A 22782-nucleotide genomic window follows, 5' to 3' on the forward strand; every position below is an offset into this window, starting at 1 on the left:
TGTCCATTTTAAAAATGAATATGCCTATGTGATTGGCGTCAAATTAACGGAAATTCCGGCATTAGAGGAGCCAGAGCTTGAACTTGACGATATTCAACCAATGACAAAAATTTACCATAATGTTGTCGAATTCAATTTGAAAAATATAAAAGCGACCTTAGTGGGCGGACTACGCGTGGATGTATATAATGGGTGGATTTCTTCTTTTACTATTAATTATTGCCATCACATATTTAATCGGATTTTTTTCACGAGGTCATGATTTAACGGGAAAAGAGTCACTAAATAGAGGACAAAACGATATCTAGCGTATTACAATGAAGGGAAGAGTGACGAAAGGATGCGGACAGATGTATTTTGTATACGATATTGGTGGGACTTTTGTTAAATTTGCTTTAATGGAAAATAATGGAAATATAAAAATGAAAGATAAATTCCCTACTACTGCCAAAAGCGCCGAAGAACTAGTAGCACAAATGGTGGAAAAATTTTTGCCATATAAGCAAGCGATAAAAGGTATTGCAGTAAGTTGTCCAGGTGTGGTTGATACGAAAAAAGGAGTGATTTACCAAGGTGGGTCACTATTATTCATGCATGAAAAAAATCTGGCAGAGATGCTTGTTCGTGAATGCCATGTCCCAGTTGTCTTACAAAACGATGCAAAAAGTGCGGCTCTTGCTGAATTATGGTTAGGTGTTGCGAAAGATGTGCATAGTGCGGCTATTTTAACGCTTGGTAGTGGCGTTGGTGGTGGGATTATTATGGAAGGTAAGTTACAATCAGGAGTTCATTTAATGGCAGGAGAAGTGAGCTATATGCAAACGGATTTTGATACGGAGAAATTGCGCGGAGATTTTTTTGGTCGAACTGGATCAGCGGTGGAACTCATTAAACGAATCGCAACAAAGAAAAATTTAACAGATAAAAAGGACGGCGAGCAAGTTTTTGCATTGATTAATCAAGGTGACGAGGAAGCCATAACCATTTTTAATGACTATATTTATGGTCTCGCAATTCAAATTTTGAACATCCAGTATTTAATTGACCCAGAAATTATTGCTATAGGTGGAGGAATTAGTGCGCAACCAATTGTTGTCGAGCGTCTGAGTGAAGCCGTGGAAGAAATCAAAGCCGCTAATCCTTTCCACGCAGCTAAACCAAATATCATGACCTGTCACTTCCAAAATGACGCGAATTTATACGGCGCACTTTACAATTTTTTCTTGCAATTTGCCTAAAAAGGGGAGATAGATATGGAGTTCACTTATGAAGTTATTAAAGCAGATGCCAAGATACCAGTGAAATATATTATTCATAGTATGCCTGATGCGGTTGCGATTCCTAGGCACTGGCATGAGGCACTCGAAATCGGCTACACTATCCAAGGCTCCGTTCCAAACTTTTATATTGATGGGGTTAATTACACGACACAACAAGGGAACATTATTGTTATTAACTCTAACGCGATTCATTCCGTTTTCCCTAATTTTGAAGAAAATCGTAAAGCTTTGTCGTTATTTTTCCCGTATGGCTTTTTGCAAGAGAATATACCGGATTTTGCTAAGTTAGAGTTTTGTACATTTATAGGTGATAAGTCTCTGTATTTACAAGATTTATTAAACAAGTTTATTGAAGAAGTAGAAGGCGATAAAAATTCACTACATATAAAAGCGCTTATTTTTGATATTCTTTATATTCTGGTCAGAGATTTTTCTGCCCCTAAAAAGGCGGTGACACCAATTTCAACAGAAAAGCACTTAGAACGGCTAACGGAAATTACAAGTTATATGAGAAAGAATTTTGCTGAGGAAATGGCGGTTTCTGATTTAGCCAGTCATTTTAATTTGACATCAGAATATTTTTCGCGTTTTTTTAAGAAGTATATGGGAATGACGGTGCTTGAGTATTTGGAGTTAGTTCGCTTAAACGAGGCGTACCAATTGTTGATGAATACGGACAAAGCGATTAGTTATATTGCCTTTTCTTGCGGTTTTCCAAATGAAAAATCATTTACACGAGTGTTTAAAAAAGCTTATTTTACCACTCCAAACAAATATCGAATCCAAAAAAAGTCATAACTTGACGCTTAATTAGCGGGAAAAGGGCGGGCTAAGGCGAATTTAAACCTCTAAAATTAAACATGAAAGAAGGCGCTTTCATATTTAATTTTTAGGAGGGTAACGACATGTTTGATAAGCAAACAACTTGGAAAGAACGTATTAGTTATGGGCTTAGTGACACAGCATCAAATTTTGTTTTTGCAATGATTAGTACGTATTTAATTTATTTTTACACAGATGTTTTTGGAATAAGTGCTGGGGCTGTTGGGACGCTTTTCTTAGTAACACGGTGTATTGATGCGTTTGATGGTCCGGTTTTTGGTGTTTTGATTGACCGGACGAATACTAGGTGGGGAAAGGCGCGACCGTATTTTTTATGGTTATCAGTTCCGCTTTCTGTGGTATTTATTCTTACCTTTACAACGCCAGATTTAAGCGATACGGGGAAAATTATTTATGCGTACATCACTTATATGGCGCTAAGCATTCTATATTCTGCTATTAATGTACCAGTAACAGCAATTTTACCAAGCTTGTCTAGCAGCCCGAAAGAAAGAACGGTTATTGTTACTGTTCGGATGATTTTTGCGGCGATTGGTAGCGCTGTAATTAGTATTTGTGTATTGCCGCTTGTGGATTTAATCGGCCAAGGAGATAAACAAAAAGGATTTTTCTGGACAGTCGTAATGCTCGCAGTTATTGCGGCGATATTATTTTTAATTGCATTTAAAAATGTCCGTGAAAAAGTGAAACCAGTTGCTGCTGACGAAAAAATCAGCATGAAAGACTTGGTTTTAGTAATGAAAAACAACAAGCCATGGATTATATTGGTTATTTTTGCTTTCTTATATTTCCTTGTTTTTACAATAAAAATGCAGTCAACCGTTTATTATTTAACGTATAATTTCAATCGGCCAGACTTAGCTGCTGGAGTTCTCGGCATTTCGACATTAAGCATTGTAGCGACGATTTTCATCCCAGCGTTAACAAACATTTTTTCTAAAAAAATGACGATGATAGTTGGTTTAGTTGTCTTTGCATTTGGTCAATTAATTGTTTGGTTCTCTAGTTTAAATGACTCGGTTGTGTTGTTATTTATCGGGGCGATTGTCGGCGTCCTTGGTTTAGGGTTAATTCAGCCGATACTTTTTGCCATGTCAGCTGATACGGTCGATTACGGTGAATGGAAAACTGGCATTCGCGCACAAGGATTCCTATCATCGGCACCCGCAATGGGAGTTAAAATCGGGATGGGTGTAGGTGGAGCGCTTTCCGGTTGGTTATTAGCAGCCGGTGGATATGTGCCAAATCAAGTACAGAGTAAATCAGCACTAATGGCGATTGAATGGAGCTATATTTGGGTTCCGATTATCGGTATTGCCCTTGCTATATTCGTAATGCTTTTCTATGACTTAGATAAAACTAGTGACGAAATGACAAGCGATTTAGAAGCGAGAAAAGCAGGAGGAATGTAAAGTGAATTATAACGACCAATTAAAAATGTTGAAACAAAAAAATGGAAACGCTGAAAAATGGATAAAATTTGTACCAGGTTTTACGGAATCTGGTTATCTAGATAAAGTTTTCAAAAGCCAAATAACACCAAAAGAAGCGGATTCGATGAGTCCAGGTGAGGTGACACTTGAAATGTCTCGGGCTGCGATGGGCTGGCCGAGTAAAGATATTGCTACAAATGAAATGAAAATAGCGAATGAAATTTTTGATGGAAATATCCCGGTTAGGATTTATCGAAAAGCAAAGCTAGCTGGTTCGCTTCCAGTAATTGTCTTTCTTCATGGCGGAGGTTTTTTTGGAGGTTCGCTTGATAATGTCGATCATCCATGTAGACTATTAGCTGATAAAGGCGATATTGCGGTGATTTCAATTGATTACGGTTTAGCGCCAGAAAACAAATATCCAGAAGGGCTGTTAGATTGCTACCGCGCTGTGAAATGGATTTATGAACACTCCGAATCACTAGGAGTTAATAAAGAGAAAATCGCGATTGCGGGCGACTCAGCAGGTGGGAATCTTAGTATCACGACAACGCTTCTTGACCGGACGCTAGGCACCAATTTTATTAAAGCAGAGGTTTTATTGTATGCAACGGTAATGCGTGGGATTAATGGGCAAGGTGAGCTGTGGGACGATTCCAAACTCGAAATGAAGGAAGATGTGGAGATTATTACCAATTATGTGAAGGGCTTTGGTAATTTAGACGTGCAAGTGGACAAATGGTATTTAAATCCAGGTGTAGATGCAAGTAATCCATTTATTTCACCATTGCATTCAAAAGATCTAGCATTTCTTCCGCCAACGATGATAGCTGTTGGTGAGTTTGATCCGCTTCGGTTGCAAAATGAACTATTGGTAGATAAACTACGTGCCGCAAAAGTACCAACACAATACATCCAATACAACGGCATGATTCATGCTTTCATGGACCAAATTGGCGACTTACCACAAGCAGAAGATTTGATGGAAGAAACGGTTAATTTTGTGTTAGAAGTATTGAATTAATAGCAAAAAAGGTAACTAGAGACTTGAATCTAGTTACCTTTTCTCTATTATAACGCCTGAAGCATGTCGAATTGTGATTGATACAGATTATAATAATAACCGTGTTGCGCCATCAATTCATCGTGGCTGCCTGATTCTTGAATTTTCCCATTATCAATATAAAAAATTCGGGAGCTGTTCTTAATTGTTGAAAGCCGATGCGCAATAATAAAAGAAGTACGACCCTCAAGCAATTTCTCTAGACCTTCTTGAAGCAAAATTTCCGTCTGCGTATCAATGCTTGAAGTGGCTTCATCAAGAATAAGAATTTTCGGATCAGCAAGTAATGCCCGAGCAAAAGAAATAAGTTGCCGTTGACCAGCTGAAAGTGTGCTACCACGTTCTTTCACTTCGGTATAGTAGCCATCCTTTAATCCAGATATAAAGTCGTGAGCACGAACAACTTTGGCGGCAGCGATAATTTCTGCTTCTGTTGCATCCAATTTACCGTAGCGGATATTTTCAATAATTGTTCCTGAGAAAATAAATGTATCTTGGAGCATTACGCCCATTTGTTCTCGAAGCGATCTGAGTGTTACACCCTGAATATTTTCGCCATCAACTAAAATATCACCAGAATTAATATCATAAAAACGACTCAGTAAATTTATAATCGTTGTCTTTCCTGCACCAGTCGGACCAACGAGTGCAATGGATTCACCTGCATCAACATGGAAATTAATGCCTTTCAAAATATCATGGCCTTCTTCATAACGGAAATATACATCTTTAAAATCAACATTACCAACAATTTGTGGCATTTTTTTCGCATTTGGTAAATCTTTAATATCTGGCTCCACGTCCATTGTTTCGAAAATTCGTTCCAAGTAAGTCGTAGCGGTAATAAGTGAATTATAAAAGTTCCCGATATTAATTACTGGATTCCAAAAGTTTCCGACATAACCAATAAATGCAATCAGAGTCCCGGTTGAAACATCGACTCCGTAGCCTTTAATACCAACAAAGTAAATTAGACAAGTCGTCATTACCGCGATATTTTGTACACCTGGCCAAAGCAAGAACTGAATTTTGACAGCTTTCATCCATGAAGTTCGATAATCGTTACTTACTTCAGTGAAAATCTCAAAATTTTCTTCTTCGCGGGAAAAACTTTGGGTTACTTTTATCCCGGCGATACTTTCATGAATATAAGCGTTCATATTGGACTGTTTATTACTAAGTACTTGGTAAGCCTTCCGTTGCGCCGTTTTTATCACCATAACAATAACAAACAAGACAGGAATTAGTGCCAAACTATAAAGTGTCAGCGTTGGATCAATCATCAGCATAAAACCAAGTGTAACGAGCACACTTAAAATGTCAGAGATTAAATTAATTAGCCCATTAGAAAGTAAATCACTCAACATATTAATATAGTTAACGACACGAATAAGAATTTTCCCGTGAGGTCTGCTGTCAAAATAAGAGAACGGTAATTTTTGTAAATGACCAAAAATCGCAGTACGCATATCTTTCAGAATATCTTGTCCAATCAGCGTAATGGACTTAATTCGATATCGCATACAAAGCCCAGTTATAACAACCGAAGCAATAAAAATAATCGCAATCCAGAAAAGTTGAGTCAAATCTTTATTCGGAATCGTATCATCAATAACTACTTTCGTTAAATATGGTCCGACCATTGTTGCGATGTTTGCAAGTAAAATGACAACAAGCGTCAGATAAATCGATTTTTGGTAGGGTTTGACGTATACGAGAATCCGTTTTAAATGTGCGGAACTGAAGGCTGTTTCTAGCTCTTCATCGACATCAAATTTATTTCTAGCCATTCGCACTCGCCTCCGTTCCAAGTTGTTTGTTGTAAATATCAAAGTAATAACCTTTTTTCGCTAGCAAACTTACATGTGTACCACGCTCGATAATTTCGCCGTGATTCAAAATCAATATCTCATCTGCTTCTTTAACTGAAGAAATCCGGTGCGCAATAATAAAGGTTGTCGTATGCTCCGTAATTTGTTTCAATTCTCCTTGGATTTTCACTTCGGTTTCCATATCAACAGCAGAAGTTGTATCGTCCAAAATGAGGATAGAAGGATTTTTCAGCAGTGCCCGAGCTAGCGAAATCCGTTGTTTTTGCCCACCAGAAAGACCAACTCCGCGCTCGCCAACAATGGTGTCATAACTTTCTGGCATTGTTTCGATAAAATGGTCCGCATCAGCAATTCGAGCCATTCGCCGGACATCTTCCATCGTTGCATCTGGTGCACCAAAAGCAATATTTCCTTCAATTGTGTCGGAAAACAGAAAAATATCTTGCATAACGGTCGCGATATGATTTCTAAGTTCCCGCACATGCCACTTTTTCGCATCGACGCCATCTAATAAAATTTCACCAGAAGTCGGATCATAAAAGCGGCAAATCAAGTTGACTAAAGTAGATTTTCCCGCGCCAGTTTCTCCTAAAATCGCAATCGTTTGTCCCGGAGCTGCTTTTAAAGAGATATTTTTCAAGACGTCGGTATTTGGATCATCTTCAAAATGAAAACTAACATTTTTAAACTCGACATAGCCTTGCAAGGACGGCGCTGGTTTTTCGGCATGAATCGGAATTTTCGCTGTGGTAGCCATCATATCTTGAATTTTAAAAGATGAAGCAACAAAACGTTGGACATCATTAATTAGCCAACCACTCATCCGCATTGGGCCATTCAGCATCCACAAGAAACCGTTGAAAGCAACTAAATCGCCGAGTGTCATTTGGCCTTTAATTACTAAATAACCTCCGAAAACAAGCGTGATAACTACTAAAATTCCAGCTAGCGAATCAAGCACAGGCAGATAAGTCCTAGAAACTGCAGCAGAATCTAAATTGCGTTGCTTAAAATCCTCATTATGCGCATGAAATTTTTTCATTTCAAAATCTTCGCGCGCGAATGCTTTTACGACACGGTTTCCACTAATATTTTCTTCTACCATCGAGTTAAGCCGCGAAAAGCTTTCACGAATTTCATAAAAAACTGGTTGTGCTTTGCTAGACATTTTCATCGTAAGGAAGGCAATTAGTGGAGTTACAATCACTAGTGCCAGCGTGAGTTTCCAGTCAATTGTCGTCATAATAACAATCGCAAACGTAAACAAGAAAATATTCTCCAAAATGTTATAAGACACCCAAGAAACAAAATGACGAATCGCATCCGTGTCCCCGGTCATTCGTGCCATAATGTCACCTACACGAGTATTATTAAAAAAATCGAAATCCAGTGACTGTAACTTTTTGTAAAGATCTTCGCGAATTTGAAAAAGGGAGTTTTGTCCAATTCGCTCACACATAATCTGATACGCATAACGACAAATCGTTCGAATAATTGTCGAAATAATCATGATTAAAAGTAATGGAATAAGTAATTTTGGCTGATTTTTATAAACTACATCATCAATCACTTTTCCACCAAGTAGCGGATAAATAATACTAATACCAGACGCAATAAAAATTAAAATAAATACACCAAACATAAGCAGCCGATATTTCCGCACATATTGCCAAATCCATTTCATACTCTTCATTCGTTTCACTTCCTTTTTACTTTTATTCATCCATTTAGTTTACACCCCTAATTTGGAAAAAGAATGGTTTATATTCGCTGGAAGCATGGACAATGTTATATAATTAAAGGATAATTGTAAACGCTATTATTAGGAGGTGAAAAGATGCTAAAGATTAATACAACTACATTCAATCCGCAAGTTTTGTATATCGCCAGTTATTATACAAATGAGCCACGAATTGGAGAAAATCACCATCATGACTTTTTAGAAATTTCGATTATTTGTGAAGGAACAAGTGTTTATGATATTGAAGGTGAGCGAGTTGAATTAAGTGCAGGGGATGTATTAGTTTTTAACCCTGGTGTGAATCATTACGATATTACCGAACCAGGGATGACAAACGTACAACTCCACATTGGTTTTCGTAATTTTACTTTGGAAGGCTATACAAGAAATACGTTCCCGTTTAAAAAAGCATTTTTACGAAAAAGCAAAACAGAGTCAGCTATTTTAAATATTGCTAAACAAATTATTGATGAAAAAGATGCCGAAAAACCGGGGTATGATTTAATGTTGAAAGCCAATGTAATGCAGCTGATTATTCATATTTTACGCGAAGCAACCCCAGAACAACTTGAAAATAATGGGATGAAATTGTCGACGGATGAGCAGCAAAAGCAAATGCTTGTGAATGAAATTATTCATTATATGGAAAAACATCATAGTGAGGATGTGTCGCTTTCATCGTTATCGCAAACAATGTATATCAGCCCGGCCTACATTTCTAAAGTATTCAAAGAAGAAACAGGAGAATCGCCAATTAATTACTTAATCAAGATTCGTCTTACCCGTGCTGAGGAGCTCCTCAAGAATAAAGATATCACGGTTAAACAAGCGGCTAACATGGTTGGATATAATGACGCTTATTATTTTAGTAAGCTTTTCAAGAAATATTACGGCTTCCCACCATCTGAAAATTGGCGAAAATCTAGTTAACGTCTAAAACAAGCTAATTGAAGGTATAATTATGACATAACCGCAAAAAAAGCATGCTCCGTGGTAAAATTAAAAAGAAATATACCATAGGAAGAAGGAAGAACTGATGCGTTATGAAGAAGCCTTAAAATATTTAAAAACACATAACCGTATGCAACAAGATGGAGGCACCGAAGTCATTTTTAAAATGGCAGCGGATACATCTTGCGGAAACCTCGATTCATTTCTATTAAAAGATCGTGAAGAAGAGTTAGAAGGCACTAATGCAGCAATTGAAACTATGCCAGAAGAAATGGTCGTGCCAGATTTTTCGAATTTAGAAATCGCGACAGCAGCGGCCCTCCAAATGCGTGCTTCGATGGGAAGTCCCAATAAAGATTTAACCAAAGGAGTAAAAACGGAACACAGAGTCATTCAAGGTGAGTATGGAGATATTCCAGTCCGAATTTATCATCATGAATCGCAAAAAGAACTAGCGCCAGCCCTTATTTTTTATCATGGTGGTGGATTTGTCGGAGGGACACCAGAAGTAGTGGAAAATTTTTGTAAGGGCATTGCGGAAAAACTCCCAGCAGTTGTTATTAATGTTGATTACCATTTAGCGCCTGAATTCAAGGCTCCAGCAGCACCAAAAGACTGTTTCCGTGTACTGAATTGGGTCGTAGAAAATAGTGATAAACTTCGAGTCGATGCTACGAAGATTGGTGTTTCAGGGGACAGTGCGGGAGGAACCTTAGCGGCGGCAGTAAGTTACATGGACCGAGAAGCAAAAACGAACTATGTCGGGTTCCAAGCCCTCTTATATCCAGCCCTTACGCTAATTGATGAGGATAATGACAAATATAAGTGGGATATCACTAAGTTTGCTGCCTCGGAAGAAACGATGCCCGTTGTAGCTCCTGGAATTATTGGAATGAATAATTCTGGTTTATTGCTTCGAACAGCATATGTAAGAGATGAAAATCCAGCTTCACCAATCTATTCACCATTGTCTTCTCCAGATAAAAGCATTTATCCACCAACTTTAATTGTTAGTGCTGAATTTGATGCGCTTAGAGCTTTCGCAGCGGTATTTGCAAAACAACTAATGACTAGCGGCGTCAAAACAAAAGCAATCGTATATCAAGGAATGTGTCATGCATTTATTGATAAATACGGGATTTACCCACAAGCAGAAGATGCTGCAGATGAAATTGTCCAAATGATGAAAGAAATATTTTAATATAGAAAAGCAGGTATTTTGCGGAATACCTGCTTTTCATTGGACTAAATTTTGCGGTTCGTGCTAAAAGTATATTAGAATGGAGAAAAGAAAAGGGAAGGAATGATAGGGCGCATGAAATTTCAACTTTTTATCCAGCCAAAGTTAGATGTTCTCCAAGGAAATATTGTCGAATACGAAATACTTCTTAGAGATGATAGCGAAGTTCCTAAATTTCCTTTGTCGGAGCTAGAAGCAGTACTTGCTAATGAAGAAACGTATTATGTTTTTTCAGAGTGGTTTATTGAGGCTTTTTTAGAAGTTTTAGATAAATATCCCAGCAACCGTTTTGCTATTAATATAGCGCCACAACAGCTTTTTTATGCTGAAACACTTCTCTGGCTAGATGAACTGAGAAGCGAGAGCCATCGAATCACTGTAGAAATCACCGAAGATATTTTTGACGTACCCGCACATAAGCAACATTTAAATGCCAATGACAAAGATGCGTTTATCCTCAATAAAATCAAAGTCATTTACGGACTAGGTTATCATATTGCCATGGATGATGTTAGCTGCGGCCTAAATAGTTTGGAACGAGTGATGAGCTATTTGCCATATATAATTGAAATTAAGTTTTCTTTAATCCATTTTAAAAGCATCGATTTAGAAGATTTGCTGTACTTTATTAAAGCTTGGGCGAACTTTGCTCAGAAGAATAATTTGGATTTTGTTGTAGAGGGGATTGAAACAAAAGAAACCATGGCAATATTAGAAGTCCATGGCGTCTCGATTTTCCAAGGTTATTTAGTTAATAAGCCATTTCCGGCTTAAAAGTTTTCAATCAGATTCTGCAAGTTTTGGAAAGAACTAATAGTGATTGGTTTTTTGGAAGTCAGTAAGCCTTTTTCCCGCATCGTCTCCAACACTTCTGTAATTCTGGCTCGACTAGATCGACAATAATCAGCTAAAAGCGACTGTGTAACATAAGATGGAAGTGTAATCTGACTATCATGTTGATGAAGATTCAATAGCTCCACAATTTCCACTAAGACATTCGCTGCTTTGTAAAATGGCGATTGATTAATATTTTTATAATTTTTCGCAGTAAACATATATTTAACAAGAACATTATCTAATATCTGGTGGAAAACTTGGGGATTTGCGTATAAATAATTAAGGAAAAGCTCACGATTAATCAGTATGGCACTTCCATCAGTGAGGGCACGTACACGATAATCTATAAGTTTAGGAGTGGTACTTGTCTCGAGCAAAACTTCTAATCCAAAAAGCATCGACTCAGCGACTAGTCCATTTATTAACCAACGACCTTCAGATGTATGCCCTTCAACAGTGGCTGCGCCAGACATAATAATGCCCATTTGTGTTTTACGTCCTATATCAACTCCAAAAGAGTGGATAATATCACCCTTACTAAATGAAATCCTATTCGAATATTCATGCGAAATAACATCTAATATATCTTTAATGTAAAGCATTTATCAAAACTCCTATATGAAGTAAAACTAATTCACATTATTTACTAGTTAATACAATAACTGTACTCGCAAACGGGCGAAAAAGATACATAAATAGAGAGTTTGTCACAAATTAGCCATATTTTAGACACTCAATCGAAACAAATTTTCGGATATTCGAGAGAAAAAAAGGCACCTACTAGCTTCGGGGCCTTCAAAATTTTTTATAAACATCAATAGCGCTACCAAAATTAATTAAATATTCACCGCAGTCATACATTGGTCCGTATTTTTCTGCGTAATGCGTAACAGTATTCCGCAAAAATTCCTCAGTTACTTCTAAAAAATCGGCCACTTCAAAATATTCTCTTAGTCCGAGATAAAAACAAGTAATGATATCTTCAAGCGGGACCATTGCTTCATAACCTTTTCTACGGGCGAAAAGCTCTTGCTTCTTATCCATAATTGTTTCTTGTTTCGTAATATTACCAACTGTGTATTTATAATGCATTAATTCTTCTGCTAAAATGCATCCTTTTTCAATGGAAGACTGGTTTTTATTGATCAAAATTACTCCGTTTAAATATAGACCAGGTAATTTGTAAGGCATTTTTTCTTCTCTTATGGTTACTTCATCTTGGTATTTAGCTACCAATTTTTCATACAATAAAATCACATCCCGCGATGGAGTTTTTTCTTCATCTCTATATAAGCTAGTATATCTCGCAATTCTTCATCTGTTACATCATCATCTATGTGGGCCGCGACTGTCATTCCTCGTTCATCAACAGGAGGTAAGTTCCTTTCTGGGAAAAAGTCATCTAATCGTTTGTTAAAAATCTTCGCAAGTTCAAATAAAACATCTTGGTTTGCTTTGCGATCACCATTTTCATAGCGGCTAATAGTTTGGCGCGTGGTGTGCAAACGTTCTGCTAGTGCTTCTTGATTTAACCCACGCTCCTCACGATATTGTTTTATTTTATTTCCTACAAACTTATTCAACTCCATAATTATTATCCTCCACGTGTTTATGTTAATAGTGTAGCACTATTAGCACCAAAATGGAACTTTTTAAGACGAAATTGTTTGATTTAATTTACTTGTAACCGAAATGGTGCTATAATAAAGTTATATTAAAAATAAAAACAACGCAATTTTACAGCAAAAGCACCAAAACGGTGACAAGACTGTTCAAAATGGATGAATAAATTTAGGAGATGGAAGTGAAAATGATGGATAGAAAACTTCTGAAAGAAAAACAAATACAATTAATTTTTCAGCTAGAACAAGAAGAAAACAGATTTGTAAGGAAAAGATTATTAGAAGAACTAGAATACTTTGAAGCATTAGGAGACGAAGAAAAAGGGCTTTTAACAGCGGAGCAAAAATTACTTATTTTATCACCACAAGAGTACTTAACATATAAAAAGACATTTTCCGATGCTCAAATTAGCAACTTAATTGGCATATCTAGATCTTCACTCGCAGAATGGAAACGAAAAAAAGGACTGTCAAAAAAGCAACGGCCTCGAATTCAACAAGAGATGATTCAGATTTTAGCATACCATTTAGATAAAACAGAAGAGGAAATAAGCCGTTTGCCCGATGCAACGATTGAATGCCAGTATGAAGCGTTCGTAATTAACGAAGCCCATAATTAAGGAGTGATTATATTGCAAGTACTTGTTTTACCAGAAAATAAAGAGATTAATTATATAAAAACCGTCCAAGAAGTAAAGCGGTTTTTCGCAGATTTTCAGCGTTTTCGAATGATATGTGGATTATCACAAAAGCCAAAGCTAGAAAAAAATGGTTGCTTGGAAGAACCTGTTTTTAACACAATTACATTTTCTGCTAGACATGATAAGGAACTAATTCGCGAGGCGCAGTGGCTAGTGGAGAAATACACAACAATACTCAATCAAATGGATGCACTTTATCGAACTATTTTACTAAGCTGCTATATCGAACGAAAGCAGGATGTAGCAATTATGATGGATTTGCCCTATGAAATCGCCCAATTTAAACGAATAAAAAAACGAGCAGTTTTGGAGCTTGCTGCGGTTTTGGGGATTTTGGTTAGGAAAGCATGATACTTTTGCGATATTTTTCTAAGTTATTTTTGCAGTAATATAAAGATAAGGAATTTGTCCAGTATGCGGATGACAATAAAAGCTGCATCAGAATTTGGGTGCACCGTTATTCTGATAGAGATACGTATTTGTTTTGAATTTGGATGATAATCCGTTGATATAAACAAATGATCTATTTAAGGAGTAAGACTCGGAGGAATGAATTATTAAGAATGGTCTTGACCGAGTTTTATGTTCTATTTTTAAGGAGTGAATGCTTAGTGAAGAGTTTGAACTTCATGAGAGTCTTAGAAGCAGCCAAAACTATGCTTCAAGAAAAAGGTGGAATCAATGTTTCTATTGTAATGCAAAATCAAGTAGATACTCCAACAACAATAATGGAAATGATTGAACAAGAAGAAGAAGAAAGTCGAACAGTGTGGAAAGAAATTTATCGTCTTGCAATCCATCATTATTCAAGTGAGTTGGATGCTATAAAAATCGATTTAATTGATACGCTGATGCAATCGGGTTTCATTTTGCCAGAAGGGTATGAACTACTTACTATTAGGCATTATGGAAAACAAAATTTAGTAAAAGAAGGCAATTTAACACATGCGAAAATAAGCTTTGAAATAGTTATTTGTCGCAATTTAAAAGTGAAAATTTAGGAGGAATTATTAATGGCATTTGAAGAAAATTTATATTGTGATTATACACCGGGAGCTGCTAAAGCTGTTGCTGGGAAAGATGTGGTTTTAGCAATTTTTAACGCGGCAGGAGATAAATTACTAGCCGTTGCAGGTCAACAAGGTTTAACGATTAATCGTTCTAAAGATAGTATCGAGATTACCTCAAAAGATACAATTGGTGGTTGGAAATCTAAAATTGGCGGAATGAAAGAATGGTCAATCGAAAATGACGGTCTATATGTGGCCGATGCAGATTCTCACCAAGAATTGGCGAAATATTTTGAAAGTGATAGTCCGGTTTGTGTTAAAGTCATTAATCAAGCTTCTAAAAAAGGTCTGTTTGGTGGTTTGGCAATTGTAGCTGACTATAGTTTTGAAGCACCTTTTGATGAAGCGATGACTTATTCCATAAAACTTGATGGAATGGGTGCACTTGTTGATTTAACAATTACTGAGGGCGGAGATCAAATGCCCGGAGAAGCACCAGTAACACCAGCGGAATAAAATAAAAAGCCACTACAAAAAGTGGCTTTTCCTTAGGAGGAAATGGAATGTTTGAAGTGAATGATACAACCTATATTTTACGATTTAATAAGCAAAAAGTGAAAACGGTCGAACTAACAACTGGAATTAGTTTGGTGGCTGCTTTAACTGCTAATAAAGGAATTCTAAGTTATCAAGTTATTGAAACGCTATTTGTTTCTGGCTTAGTTGAAGAAAAAGGGCTAGTAGCTGTAAAACAAAAAGAAGCATTAGAAATTTTTGACAAATTAGTAGAAGAACAGGGTTTAATTTCTTTAAATGTAGCTGTTATTGAGAAATTACAAGAGGATATGGGTTTTTTGTTCCGATAAAACAAATTGAGTTTGAATATTTTGGAGCAGAAGATGGAGAAACTGCAAATGAAACAAATAATGATTTTGAACTTGAGAAACAACTAGCTTTTTTCGTAGTTAATTTTCATATGACTAAACACGATTTTGAAGAGTTAACAGAGATAGAAAAAAATTTCATTATGAAAGAATGGGAAAATAAAGTCATTTTCGAATCTACAATGATGCGAAATGCAGTATTAAATGCTGAACAAAATCTCAATCGAAAACGTAATTCTCGCTTTATTGATTTACACAAAAAACGTCAAAAGAAAGCGGACGTAAATTATACGGTAAATGCACTCCAAGCAATTTCTGAAAATGAGGAACAAGAAGGAAAAGGATGGATTGACCGCATTTATCAAGCAAATGGTTTACAGAAACCAAAAAATAAAAAAGAAAGGGGGAAAATTAATGGCGGATAATAAAAAAATAAATTTAGAAATGAATGATACGGCTTTAATTGCTCAAATGAGTCAACTAGATCAAATGGTTTCAACAGTCGAAAGGCGTTTTACTGAAATGAAAATGACTATTGAAGATACTGGAAATGCAGATCCTGGATCAAAAATTTCTAACTCTCTAGGTGGCCTACAATCCAGTGTTGCCTCAATCAGTGATGCTTTTAGTTTATTAGGGTCTAGTGGAGAGTCTATAACTTCAGGTTTTGGTGCTGCGGTAGGGTCTGTTGGAGGAATCACAGACGCATTTAAAAATCTTGGTTCCAGTGTTCAAAATGGTTCACTCTTTTCAAGCCTAGCAACAGGTATTGGTGGAATGGGAAGTATGCTAAATGGTGTTGTTGGCGGTGTGCAAGGTATTAGTAACTTAGCTAGTGGATTTATGGAGTTGAAAAAAAGCGTAGGTGGTTTAATGTCTTCCGTCGGTGGTGTTTCAGGAATTATGTCTAAGCTAACTTCTCCAATGGGGCTAGTTATTATCGGGATTGTTGCGCTTGTGGCGGCATTTGCTTATTTAATGTCAACTAATGAATCATTTAGAAATTCAGTTATGTCAGTCGTTACACAGGTTGGTCAATTATTTGGACAATTAATAGCAACCTTGATGCCTATTATTATGCAAATTGTTACTGCGGTTGGTCAAATTGGAGCAGCTTTAATGCCGATTGTCGTGCAATTTATCGCATTCTTTGCACAACTTTTAGCACAATTAATGCCATTTATCTCCATGCTTGTATCTATGCTTATGCCCGTAATAATGCAAATTGTCCAAGCCGTCATGTCGCTTGTGTCAGCGCTTTTACCAAGTATTATGGCTATTATTCAAGGTATTATGGGAGTTATTCAGTTCTTAATTCCAATCATTATTCAAATTGCCACTGTAGTAATACAAATTGTTGTGACGATTATTTCATATATTAGTAAAATTATACCTGTCGTCATGATGATCATTGGAGTCATTATTTCTGTTATTACTACAATTATTAATTATGTTGTTGTGATCGCAACGACAATTATAAGTATTATCGGCAAAATCATTAGTTTCGTTGCTAGCGTAATTACTGCAATCATGGGTATTGTTCAACCGATTATTGGATTTATCACCAATATCTTTAACTCAATAGTTGCTGTTATTGGGGCAGCTTTCCAGATGGTTTTTGCAGTAGCATCAAAAATTTGGAATGCTATTTTAGCAACCATTTCGGGGATTATTGAAGGGATCAAGTCAATTATTACAGGAATATCAACCACAGTTTCATCAGTCTTTAATGGAGTGAAACGAATTATTACTGGGGTTTTTGAAGGTATTAAAAGTGCCTGGGGTGGTTTAACAAATTTTGTGGGAACTATTTTTGACGGTGTTTCGAGTGCAATTCAAAATGTAGTAGATAATGTCAAAGGATTTGTGAATGTAGTGATTCGTGGAATTAACTCGGCAATCGGGCTTATTAATAAAATCCCAGGTGTAGAGATTGGTAGGATTCCGCAACTGATTTCGGGGACAACAAACTTCCAAGGCGGTTTTGCAAGGATGAATGAAGGCGGTCGAGGCGAGATGGTTGTATTACCATCAGGTTCCCAAGTAATTCCGCATGATGCAACAATGAAGTATGCAAGAGAAAGTGCTCGCGGAAATAGAACTTCACTACTATTGAATCAAGGTAATGATTTGGGTAGAGTGGAAAATCTTCTAGAGCGTTTATTACAAAAAAATCCAGTAATTAAAATGGACGATAAAGTTGTTTCGGAAGTAGTTAGTCGAAACCAAGCTAATTCGTTTGATCAGTATAACTATACAATGGGAGGTGCGGCATACTAATGAATGACTTGTTTTTAGAGATAAATGGAGAGGTTTATTCGATGAGTGAAACGTTTCCAGGGCTTTCAGTTCAAGAAGTAGCGAGACAAAGCCCTCAATTAAACATGGAAACTGCTGAAATCGCTGGGACTGATGGTGTTATTCCAGGAACCGTTGCTTTTAAACCATTTGTCTTTTCGGCAATATGTAATTTACAAGCACTTGATATACCTGATTATCATTTAGCTGTTAGAGAAATTTATGAGTTTCTATTTCAGCGCGAAAGTTATTATATTTGGAGTAACCAGATGCCTGGTATTCGTTATGAAGTGCATCCAAAACCTTTTGATTTTAGTAGGGAGTCAGACAGAGTTGGACTATTGACCATTGAATTTGATGTATTCAAAGGATATGCAGAATCACGGGGTACGACACTTGATCCACTGACATTTGAAGTGGATTTATGGCAAATGGGAATGAACTTATCCAACCGTGATGATCTATTTTACATTTTTAAAGAGAATTCTTTTCGTGTGTACAATGCGGGGAGCGAACGAATTAATCCCCTAATGCGTCATGCGTTAGATATAGCAATGACTGCAAATGGGATTCCAACGATTAATAATATCACAACTGGAGACTCGTTTCAGTATCAAAATGAACTTGAAAAAACAGATGTCTTACTATTGAATAACATCTATCCATTTGTAAATAATCGCCGAGTTGGGAAAAATACGAATCATGGAATTATTACTTTAGAAAAAGGCTGGAACGATTTTGAAATTAAAGGTGTAACAGATGTGACAATTGCTTTTAATTTCCCGTTCATTTATCGGTAGGTGATGATGATGGATTATTTAATTATTCAAAGTATGGACAAAGAAGTGGAAGAGATATTGACGGATATTGACTATGGTTCATTTTCGTATGATTATGAAAAAAATACAACTCGATCTATCTCTTTTACCGTAAATAAAACAAAACAAAATTCAAGTGTTTTTGATTTATTGGGAAACGAAGCCGTGATTATTTATCGAGATCAACAATTTGTTGTGAAAAAATGTGCCCCTAAGTCTATTGGGAAAACCATTTCTAAGCAAATAACTGCACAACATATTAGTTATACAGTGCAAGATCATGTTCAGTACAATGTGAAAAAAGGGCTAAAAAAATATTCGATTCAAACGGTAATGGAATTTGCTTTAGAGAACAATGTGTTAGGTTTTTCTCATGAAATCATAGGAAGTTTTCCTCTAGTTGAGCTAGAAGATTTAGGAAATAAGAACGGATTAGAGTTAGTTAATTTATGTTTAGAAGAATTTGGCGCAATATTATTTGCAGATAACAAAAAACTATATTTTTATGATGAAGTTAGTTGGTATTTGAAAACAGAAAAGCAATTTCGCTACTTGTACAATACAGAAGATATTTCGGTAGATACTAATACTGATAATTTAAAAACGCAGATAAAATGTTATGGCAAGCAAAAAGAAAATGCAGATAAGCTAACGGGAGATAACAAATATTTAGCTGTAGTTACCTATACTTCGCCAAATGAAGCTATCTATGGTAAGCGAATGGCAAATGCTAAAAGTGATGACAAAATAACAAATAATGCAGACTTATTAAACTTTGCAAAAAAACAAATTTTAGACGTTCCTGAAACTTCTTTAAATATTACTTATAAAGGGCAAGAAGAAGTTTCAGAGCGAGATGTTTGGTATTTTATTCATGAACCAATGCATTTTGAAACGGAAGTTAAAGTTACACGAATTAAATCAGCGCACCCGTGGAGCAGGAAGTTTCAAGATGTTGGTTTTAGTAATACGAGGCGGGATATGGTTCGGATTCAAACCCAAATAGCAAATCAAGTTAAAAAAGCTAGTATAGATACGAATAAGATTAATTCGTTTTCAAACATCGCAATGAATGCTTTTGATTCACGAATTTTAACGGAAGTAGTAGGTGTTGTAGATGGCGACTGAAATTAGAGTGCTAAAAAATACAGATAATACCGTTTTCTATCCAAAAACACACTTAATGGCAATCGAAGGCCTAAATGAAGCGACATCAAGTACTGCTGGATTAATGGCTCCTAGTGATAAAACGAAATTAAATAGTATAGAAGCAAATGCGGAAAAAAATAATGTAACAGCGGCTGATATTTCGAATTGGAATAAAAAGCAGGATACGATTTTGACTTCGGAAAATGGATTTAAATTCAAAATAGTTGTAACGGATACTGGAGAATTAAAGACAACTAAAGTGGATTAGAAGGGGAGGTATTTATGAAATTAGACTTATGGAAATGGGAAATGCTCCTTCAAGGGCGTGAGTTCAGAAATAAAACTAACGATAATTGGCAGAAATTAATGGATTGGTCCAGTTTTATTTCAACTGGTTTGGACGCAATTTATGTATATATCAATAAAGCAGACGCAAGCCTAAATCAAAAAATTGATACAGTGGATAAAGCAGTAAATGTAAGAATAAATGAGCTGATTAATGGGGTTCCGCAGCTAGATGAAGTTGTTGATGCTAGAACAGATGCGTTTGGTGAGAAATATCCAGTTTTAAGAGCGCGTTTAAATGAGGAGCAAGTGATTTATAGTAAAAAGAGTACGCTGCAATTTGATGTGGATAGTATTATTTCGATGCAAGAACAAGATATTGGACTGCTTACTAGTAAATCAATTACAGAACCGCAAACAGTTTGCTTTTTAAATGTTTCAAGCCTGGATGAGCAAGCAGATATTATTCTTGAAAAAACAGGGGAGACTAGTTTTTCAGACAAATTAACTAGTTTAGTATTTGCGAGAATAGGAACAAATGAACGTTACCAAATGGAACAATTGGTTGTGTAAAGGAGGAGTGAAGTATGACTGAAATTAAACGAATGCTACAAACAAAGGAAGATCAGTCAAAAGAACAATTTTATCCAGAAACACATGTGGAAGGAATTGTTGGGTTAACAGATTTTGTTTCTGGCCAACTTCCAACAGGTGTTGTTAGTGTTAATGGCAAGTCTGGCAGTGTTTTGCTAGAAGCAGCAGATGTTTATGCCGCAAGAAAAGATCATAATCATAATGTAGCTACTTACACAACAGATGGATTTATGAGTTCGTTTGATAAAATAAAAATGGATGAACTAGTATCGCCGGAAGCAGGCGTTGTAAGTGTTAATGGGAAAACGGGCATTGTTGATTTATTTGCATCTGATGTTGAAGCAGCAACAGTGAACCACACCCACTCAGATGCTTCAGCTAGTGAAAGTGGATTTTTATCAATAGAAGACAAAGGAAAACTAGATGCGATGCCAATAATCGCGCTGGAGACTATTAAGGAGGTAATAGAATGACTAAAATTGTAAAAATGTCAGAGAAAAATGAACACGGAACTTTAGAACAATTCTATCCAGAAACACATGCCGAGGCTGTTCAGGGGCTAGTGACAGTTTCGGAAGAGGAAAAAGCTACTTGGGAAGGGAAAGAAAGCCCAGCAGGAGCAGAACAAAAAGCAAATGGGGCATTAAATAGCGCCAAAGATTATGTTGATACTATTGGAGCGGGGACGGTCGTATTTCAAGGAGCTAATATTATGGCAGCTGGTCAGAAATATAAGTGGGAAGCTTCTAAATTGAAATTTGGTATTACTTTATTATTCAGCCGCTATGACTCGGCAAATAATACGCCACTAGATTATTATTATCATTCAGTTTTCTTATCGAAAGCTCAATTAGCTAATCTTGCAGGTAAGGGCTTATTAGTGAATATGCCTTCAACTGTTTATGGGGAACGAAAATATTTATATGTATCAGAGACTGAGGTAGCTGGGCACAATGACAATCTAAATAATGCTTCATGGGCGTTACGTCAAGTCACTGTAATGTAATCAAAAAGGAGGTTTTCCATGGAAGTCCTACTAAAAGTTGGAATGCTGGGATTTGGTGCGTTATTTGGATACTTATTTGGGGAAGTGAGTTTGTTGGTAAAAGTGCTTGTGTGCTTTATGGTAGCTGATTATATTTCCGGACTACTCGCTTCCGGCTATCTAGGGGAACTCAGCAGTAAAATGGGTTTCAAAGGAATCGCCAAAAAAATTGCTATTTTAATTTTAGTAGCTGTTGCGCATCAAATAGATTTGATTATGGGAACGCATAATACAACGCGTGATGCGGTTATCTTTTTCTATTTAGCGAATGAGCTGATTTCTATCTTGGAAAATTTTGTGCGAATGGGAATGAAAGTCCCAGAAGTTTTAAAGAATTTAATTATGATTTTTGATTCAAAATCAGGAAAAGAGGAAGAAAAACATGACAAAAATATGGATTGATGCAGGGCATGGTGGAAAAGATTCAGGGGCAACTGGGAACGGGCTGGTAGAGAAAAATTGGGTGTTAGCGGTCGCAAAACAAGTGCAAGTAGAATTGAAAAATGCTGGTTTTGAAGTAGGAATGACTAGGACAAATGATACTTTTTATGAATTAAGTGATCGGGCTACGAACGCCAATAAATTTAAAGCAGACTTGTTTATTTCAATCCATTTCAATGCTGGTGGTGGAATGGGATATGAAGATTACATTTTCACTTCCACACCGGCAAAGACAAAAGAAATTCAAAAATCAATTCACAAAAATGTGATTGCCAAAGCTTCAAAACACGGAATGCGTGATCGTGGTATGAAAAAAGCGAATTTTGCAGTTCTGCGGGAGACGGTGATGGACGCGATTTTACTGGAGGCTGGTTTTTGTGATAGTAGTGATGCAGCAATTCTTAAAACGCAGTCCTACCAACAAGATTTTTGTTTAGGAATTGTAGAGGCTGTGAAGGAAATATTTGGTGCTAAAGATGCTCTGGTAACAAAGTATCAAGCAGGAAAATACTCAACAAGTGATGATGCGATTTCAGGTAAAAATCTAAAAGGTTATTTACCAGCTGGGACAAAAGTTTTTGTTTATAAAGAATTAGCACAAACAATTAATTTAACAACGACAAAAGGTGTCCCGGGAAGTTGGGTCTTAAAAACGGAAGTCAATACGGGGAAAAGATAAAAAAAGAGCAACCAAATTCGGTTGCTCTTTTAAAAA

Annotated in this window: 27 protein-coding genes and 1 pseudogene; 23 read left to right on the forward strand and 5 right to left on the reverse strand. The window is 36.4% G+C overall.

Annotated elements, in window-relative coordinates:
* Position 1: 1 nt before the first annotated feature.
* The 5 genes and pseudogenes from JL53_RS15770 to JL53_RS00995 all read left to right on the forward strand — a co-directional run.
* A pseudogene (locus JL53_RS15770) lies at positions 2-181 on the forward strand (WxL protein host-binding domain-containing protein); the annotation flags it as partial.
* Positions 182-350: 169 nt separating this feature from the next.
* The gene (locus tag JL53_RS00980; RefSeq protein WP_038406470.1) at positions 351-1238 is read left to right on the forward strand and encodes an ROK family protein; all 888 of its coding nucleotides are present in this window, start codon (positions 351-353) and stop codon (positions 1236-1238) included.
* A 15-nt stretch (positions 1239-1253) separates the two neighbouring features.
* On the forward strand, positions 1254-2078 hold the full coding sequence (locus JL53_RS00985) for an AraC family transcriptional regulator (protein WP_038406472.1): 825 nt from the start codon (positions 1254-1256) through the stop codon (positions 2076-2078).
* Between the two features lie 107 nt (positions 2079-2185).
* Positions 2186-3535, forward strand: a complete 1350-nt coding sequence (locus JL53_RS00990) for a glycoside-pentoside-hexuronide (GPH):cation symporter (RefSeq protein ID WP_038406474.1) — start codon at positions 2186-2188, stop codon at positions 3533-3535.
* Position 3536: 1 nt separating this feature from the next.
* Positions 3537-4580: an alpha/beta hydrolase gene (locus JL53_RS00995; protein WP_052010521.1), complete on the forward strand. Its 1044-nt coding sequence runs from the start codon at positions 3537-3539 to the stop codon at positions 4578-4580.
* Positions 4581-4627: 47 nt separating this feature from the next.
* Here JL53_RS00995 and JL53_RS01000 read toward each other — a convergent pair whose 3' ends face one another.
* Positions 4628-6409, reverse strand: a complete 1782-nt coding sequence (locus JL53_RS01000) for an ABC transporter ATP-binding protein (protein ID WP_038406476.1) — start codon at positions 6407-6409, stop codon at positions 4628-4630.
* Positions 6402-8144: an ABC transporter ATP-binding protein gene (locus JL53_RS01005; protein WP_038408105.1), complete on the reverse strand. Its 1743-nt coding sequence runs from the start codon at positions 8142-8144 to the stop codon at positions 6402-6404. The genes JL53_RS01000 and JL53_RS01005 overlap by 8 nt, the downstream gene beginning before the upstream one ends.
* A 144-nt stretch (positions 8145-8288) precedes the next feature.
* On the opposite strand from JL53_RS01005, the gene JL53_RS01010 reads away from it, so the two are divergent.
* The 3 genes from JL53_RS01010 (at position 8289) to JL53_RS01020 (ending at position 11157) form a co-directional block, all read left to right on the forward strand.
* Positions 8289-9122 carry an AraC family transcriptional regulator gene (locus JL53_RS01010; protein ID WP_038406477.1) on the forward strand — a complete coding sequence of 278 codons (834 nt, stop codon included), beginning with the start codon at positions 8289-8291 and terminating at the stop codon, positions 9120-9122.
* A 106-nt stretch (positions 9123-9228) separates the two neighbouring features.
* Positions 9229-10344, forward strand: a complete 1116-nt coding sequence (locus JL53_RS01015; RefSeq protein ID WP_038406479.1) for an alpha/beta hydrolase — start codon at positions 9229-9231, stop codon at positions 10342-10344.
* A 105-nt stretch (positions 10345-10449) separates the two neighbouring features.
* Positions 10450-11157 carry an EAL domain-containing protein gene (locus JL53_RS01020; protein WP_077916434.1) on the forward strand — a complete coding sequence of 236 codons (708 nt, stop codon included), beginning with the start codon at positions 10450-10452 and terminating at the stop codon, positions 11155-11157.
* Here the strand turns inward: JL53_RS01020 and JL53_RS01025 are convergent.
* The 3 genes from JL53_RS01025 to JL53_RS01035 all read right to left on the reverse strand — a co-directional run bounded on the left by JL53_RS01025 (position 11154) and on the right by JL53_RS01035 (position 12809).
* Positions 11154-11822 carry a Crp/Fnr family transcriptional regulator gene (locus JL53_RS01025; RefSeq protein WP_003718204.1) on the reverse strand — a complete coding sequence of 223 codons (669 nt, stop codon included), beginning with the start codon at positions 11820-11822 and terminating at the stop codon, positions 11154-11156. The two genes, JL53_RS01020 and JL53_RS01025, sit on opposite strands and share 4 nt — an antisense overlap.
* A 193-nt stretch (positions 11823-12015) precedes the next feature.
* Positions 12016-12468 (reverse strand): ImmA/IrrE family metallo-endopeptidase, encoded by a 453-nt coding sequence (locus JL53_RS01030; protein WP_003718205.1) that lies wholly within the window; start codon positions 12466-12468, stop codon positions 12016-12018.
* Between the two features lie 5 nt (positions 12469-12473).
* On the reverse strand, positions 12474-12809 hold the full coding sequence (locus JL53_RS01035; protein WP_003718206.1) for a type II toxin-antitoxin system RelB family anti-toxin: 336 nt from the start codon (positions 12807-12809) through the stop codon (positions 12474-12476).
* Positions 12810-13033: 224 nt separating this feature from the next.
* Between JL53_RS01035 and JL53_RS01040 the strand changes: the two genes are divergently transcribed.
* The 15 genes from JL53_RS01040 (at position 13034) to JL53_RS01110 (ending at position 22746) form a co-directional block, all read left to right on the forward strand.
* Complete coding sequence (locus JL53_RS01040) at positions 13034-13462, forward strand: hypothetical protein (protein ID WP_038408106.1); 429 nt, start codon at positions 13034-13036, stop codon at positions 13460-13462.
* A gap of 12 nt (positions 13463-13474) precedes the next feature.
* Positions 13475-13894 carry an ArpU family phage packaging/lysis transcriptional regulator gene (locus JL53_RS01045; protein WP_038406483.1) on the forward strand — a complete coding sequence of 140 codons (420 nt, stop codon included), beginning with the start codon at positions 13475-13477 and terminating at the stop codon, positions 13892-13894.
* A gap of 260 nt (positions 13895-14154) precedes the next feature.
* Complete coding sequence (locus tag JL53_RS01050; protein ID WP_038406484.1) at positions 14155-14544, forward strand: DUF5072 family protein; 390 nt, start codon at positions 14155-14157, stop codon at positions 14542-14544.
* A 12-nt stretch (positions 14545-14556) separates the two neighbouring features.
* A complete protein-coding gene (gene lmaA / locus JL53_RS01055) occupies positions 14557-15069 on the forward strand; it encodes a protein LmaA (protein WP_038406485.1) in 513 nt (170 codons plus the stop codon).
* A gap of 47 nt (positions 15070-15116) precedes the next feature.
* A complete protein-coding gene (locus tag JL53_RS01060) occupies positions 15117-15419 on the forward strand; it encodes a hypothetical protein (RefSeq protein ID WP_038406486.1) in 303 nt (100 codons plus the stop codon).
* 110 nt (positions 15420-15529) lie between these two features.
* Positions 15530-15862: a hypothetical protein gene (locus tag JL53_RS01065; protein WP_038406487.1), complete on the forward strand. Its 333-nt coding sequence runs from the start codon at positions 15530-15532 to the stop codon at positions 15860-15862.
* Positions 15852-17717, forward strand: coding sequence for a phage tail protein (locus JL53_RS01070; protein WP_038406488.1), 1866 nt, complete (start codon positions 15852-15854; stop codon positions 17715-17717). Before JL53_RS01065 ends, JL53_RS01070 begins: the two co-directional genes overlap by 11 nt.
* A complete protein-coding gene (locus JL53_RS01075) occupies positions 17717-18535 on the forward strand; it encodes a phage tail family protein (protein WP_038406489.1) in 819 nt (272 codons plus the stop codon). The genes JL53_RS01070 and JL53_RS01075 overlap by 1 nt, the downstream gene beginning before the upstream one ends.
* A 9-nt stretch (positions 18536-18544) precedes the next feature.
* Positions 18545-19681 (forward strand): phage tail protein, encoded by a 1137-nt coding sequence (locus JL53_RS01080; RefSeq protein ID WP_038406490.1) that lies wholly within the window; start codon positions 18545-18547, stop codon positions 19679-19681.
* A complete protein-coding gene (locus JL53_RS01085; RefSeq protein WP_038406491.1) occupies positions 19671-19970 on the forward strand; it encodes a hypothetical protein in 300 nt (99 codons plus the stop codon). The genes JL53_RS01080 and JL53_RS01085 overlap by 11 nt, the downstream gene beginning before the upstream one ends.
* Before the next feature lie 14 nt (positions 19971-19984).
* Positions 19985-20560 (forward strand): hypothetical protein, encoded by a 576-nt coding sequence (locus JL53_RS01090; protein WP_038406492.1) that lies wholly within the window; start codon positions 19985-19987, stop codon positions 20558-20560.
* Positions 20561-20574: 14 nt separating this feature from the next.
* Positions 20575-21054: a hypothetical protein gene (locus JL53_RS01095; RefSeq protein WP_038406493.1), complete on the forward strand. Its 480-nt coding sequence runs from the start codon at positions 20575-20577 to the stop codon at positions 21052-21054.
* Complete coding sequence (locus tag JL53_RS01100) at positions 21051-21587, forward strand: hypothetical protein (protein ID WP_038406494.1); 537 nt, start codon at positions 21051-21053, stop codon at positions 21585-21587. The genes JL53_RS01095 and JL53_RS01100 overlap by 4 nt, the downstream gene beginning before the upstream one ends.
* An 18-nt stretch (positions 21588-21605) precedes the next feature.
* Positions 21606-22028, forward strand: a complete 423-nt coding sequence (locus JL53_RS01105; protein WP_003745164.1) for a phage holin family protein — start codon at positions 21606-21608, stop codon at positions 22026-22028.
* On the forward strand, positions 22009-22746 hold the full coding sequence (locus JL53_RS01110; RefSeq protein WP_038406495.1) for an N-acetylmuramoyl-L-alanine amidase: 738 nt from the start codon (positions 22009-22011) through the stop codon (positions 22744-22746). Before JL53_RS01105 ends, JL53_RS01110 begins: the two co-directional genes overlap by 20 nt.
* The last annotated feature ends 36 nt before the right edge of the window (positions 22747-22782 follow it).

The sequence above is a fragment of the Listeria ivanovii subsp. londoniensis genome (assembly GCF_000763495.1).
Lineage (GTDB): Bacteria > Bacillota > Bacilli > Lactobacillales > Listeriaceae > Listeria > Listeria londoniensis.

What these genes read in the sequence shown, in the direction of transcription:
- JL53_RS01075 (WP_038406489.1), top strand. Translation starts at nt 17,717, where the DNA reads ATGAATGACTTGTTTTTAGAGATAAATGGAGAGGTTTATTCGATGAGT.
- JL53_RS01095 (WP_038406493.1), top strand. Translation starts at nt 20,575, where the DNA reads ATGACTGAAATTAAACGAATGCTACAAACAAAGGAAGATCAGTCAAAA.
- JL53_RS01010 (WP_038406477.1), top strand. Translation starts at nt 8,289, where the DNA reads ATGCTAAAGATTAATACAACTACATTCAATCCGCAAGTTTTGTATATC.
- JL53_RS01080 (WP_038406490.1), top strand. Translation starts at nt 18,545, where the DNA reads ATGGATTATTTAATTATTCAAAGTATGGACAAAGAAGTGGAAGAGATA.
- JL53_RS01100 (WP_038406494.1), top strand. Translation starts at nt 21,051, where the DNA reads ATGACTAAAATTGTAAAAATGTCAGAGAAAAATGAACACGGAACTTTA.
- JL53_RS01035 (WP_003718206.1), bottom strand. Translation starts at nt 12,809, where the DNA reads ATGGAGTTGAATAAGTTTGTAGGAAATAAAATAAAACAATATCGTGAG.
- JL53_RS01005 (WP_038408105.1), bottom strand. Translation starts at nt 8,144, where the DNA reads ATGAAGAGTATGAAATGGATTTGGCAATATGTGCGGAAATATCGGCTG.
- JL53_RS01070 (WP_038406488.1), top strand. Translation starts at nt 15,852, where the DNA reads ATGGCGGATAATAAAAAAATAAATTTAGAAATGAATGATACGGCTTTA.
- JL53_RS01040 (WP_038408106.1), top strand. Translation starts at nt 13,034, where the DNA reads ATGGATAGAAAACTTCTGAAAGAAAAACAAATACAATTAATTTTTCAG.
- JL53_RS00990 (WP_038406474.1), top strand. Translation starts at nt 2,186, where the DNA reads ATGTTTGATAAGCAAACAACTTGGAAAGAACGTATTAGTTATGGGCTT.
- JL53_RS01105 (WP_003745164.1), top strand. Translation starts at nt 21,606, where the DNA reads ATGGAAGTCCTACTAAAAGTTGGAATGCTGGGATTTGGTGCGTTATTT.
- JL53_RS01015 (WP_038406479.1), top strand. Translation starts at nt 9,229, where the DNA reads ATGCGTTATGAAGAAGCCTTAAAATATTTAAAAACACATAACCGTATG.
- JL53_RS01110 (WP_038406495.1), top strand. Translation starts at nt 22,009, where the DNA reads ATGACAAAAATATGGATTGATGCAGGGCATGGTGGAAAAGATTCAGGG.
- lmaA (WP_038406485.1), top strand. Translation starts at nt 14,557, where the DNA reads ATGGCATTTGAAGAAAATTTATATTGTGATTATACACCGGGAGCTGCT.
- JL53_RS01065 (WP_038406487.1), top strand. Translation starts at nt 15,530, where the DNA reads ATGACTAAACACGATTTTGAAGAGTTAACAGAGATAGAAAAAAATTTC.
- JL53_RS01000 (WP_038406476.1), bottom strand. Translation starts at nt 6,409, where the DNA reads ATGGCTAGAAATAAATTTGATGTCGATGAAGAGCTAGAAACAGCCTTC.
- JL53_RS00985 (WP_038406472.1), top strand. Translation starts at nt 1,254, where the DNA reads ATGGAGTTCACTTATGAAGTTATTAAAGCAGATGCCAAGATACCAGTG.
- JL53_RS01060 (WP_038406486.1), top strand. Translation starts at nt 15,117, where the DNA reads ATGTTTGAAGTGAATGATACAACCTATATTTTACGATTTAATAAGCAA.
- JL53_RS01085 (WP_038406491.1), top strand. Translation starts at nt 19,671, where the DNA reads ATGGCGACTGAAATTAGAGTGCTAAAAAATACAGATAATACCGTTTTC.
- JL53_RS01090 (WP_038406492.1), top strand. Translation starts at nt 19,985, where the DNA reads ATGAAATTAGACTTATGGAAATGGGAAATGCTCCTTCAAGGGCGTGAG.
- JL53_RS00980 (WP_038406470.1), top strand. Translation starts at nt 351, where the DNA reads ATGTATTTTGTATACGATATTGGTGGGACTTTTGTTAAATTTGCTTTA.
- JL53_RS01025 (WP_003718204.1), bottom strand. Translation starts at nt 11,822, where the DNA reads ATGCTTTACATTAAAGATATATTAGATGTTATTTCGCATGAATATTCG.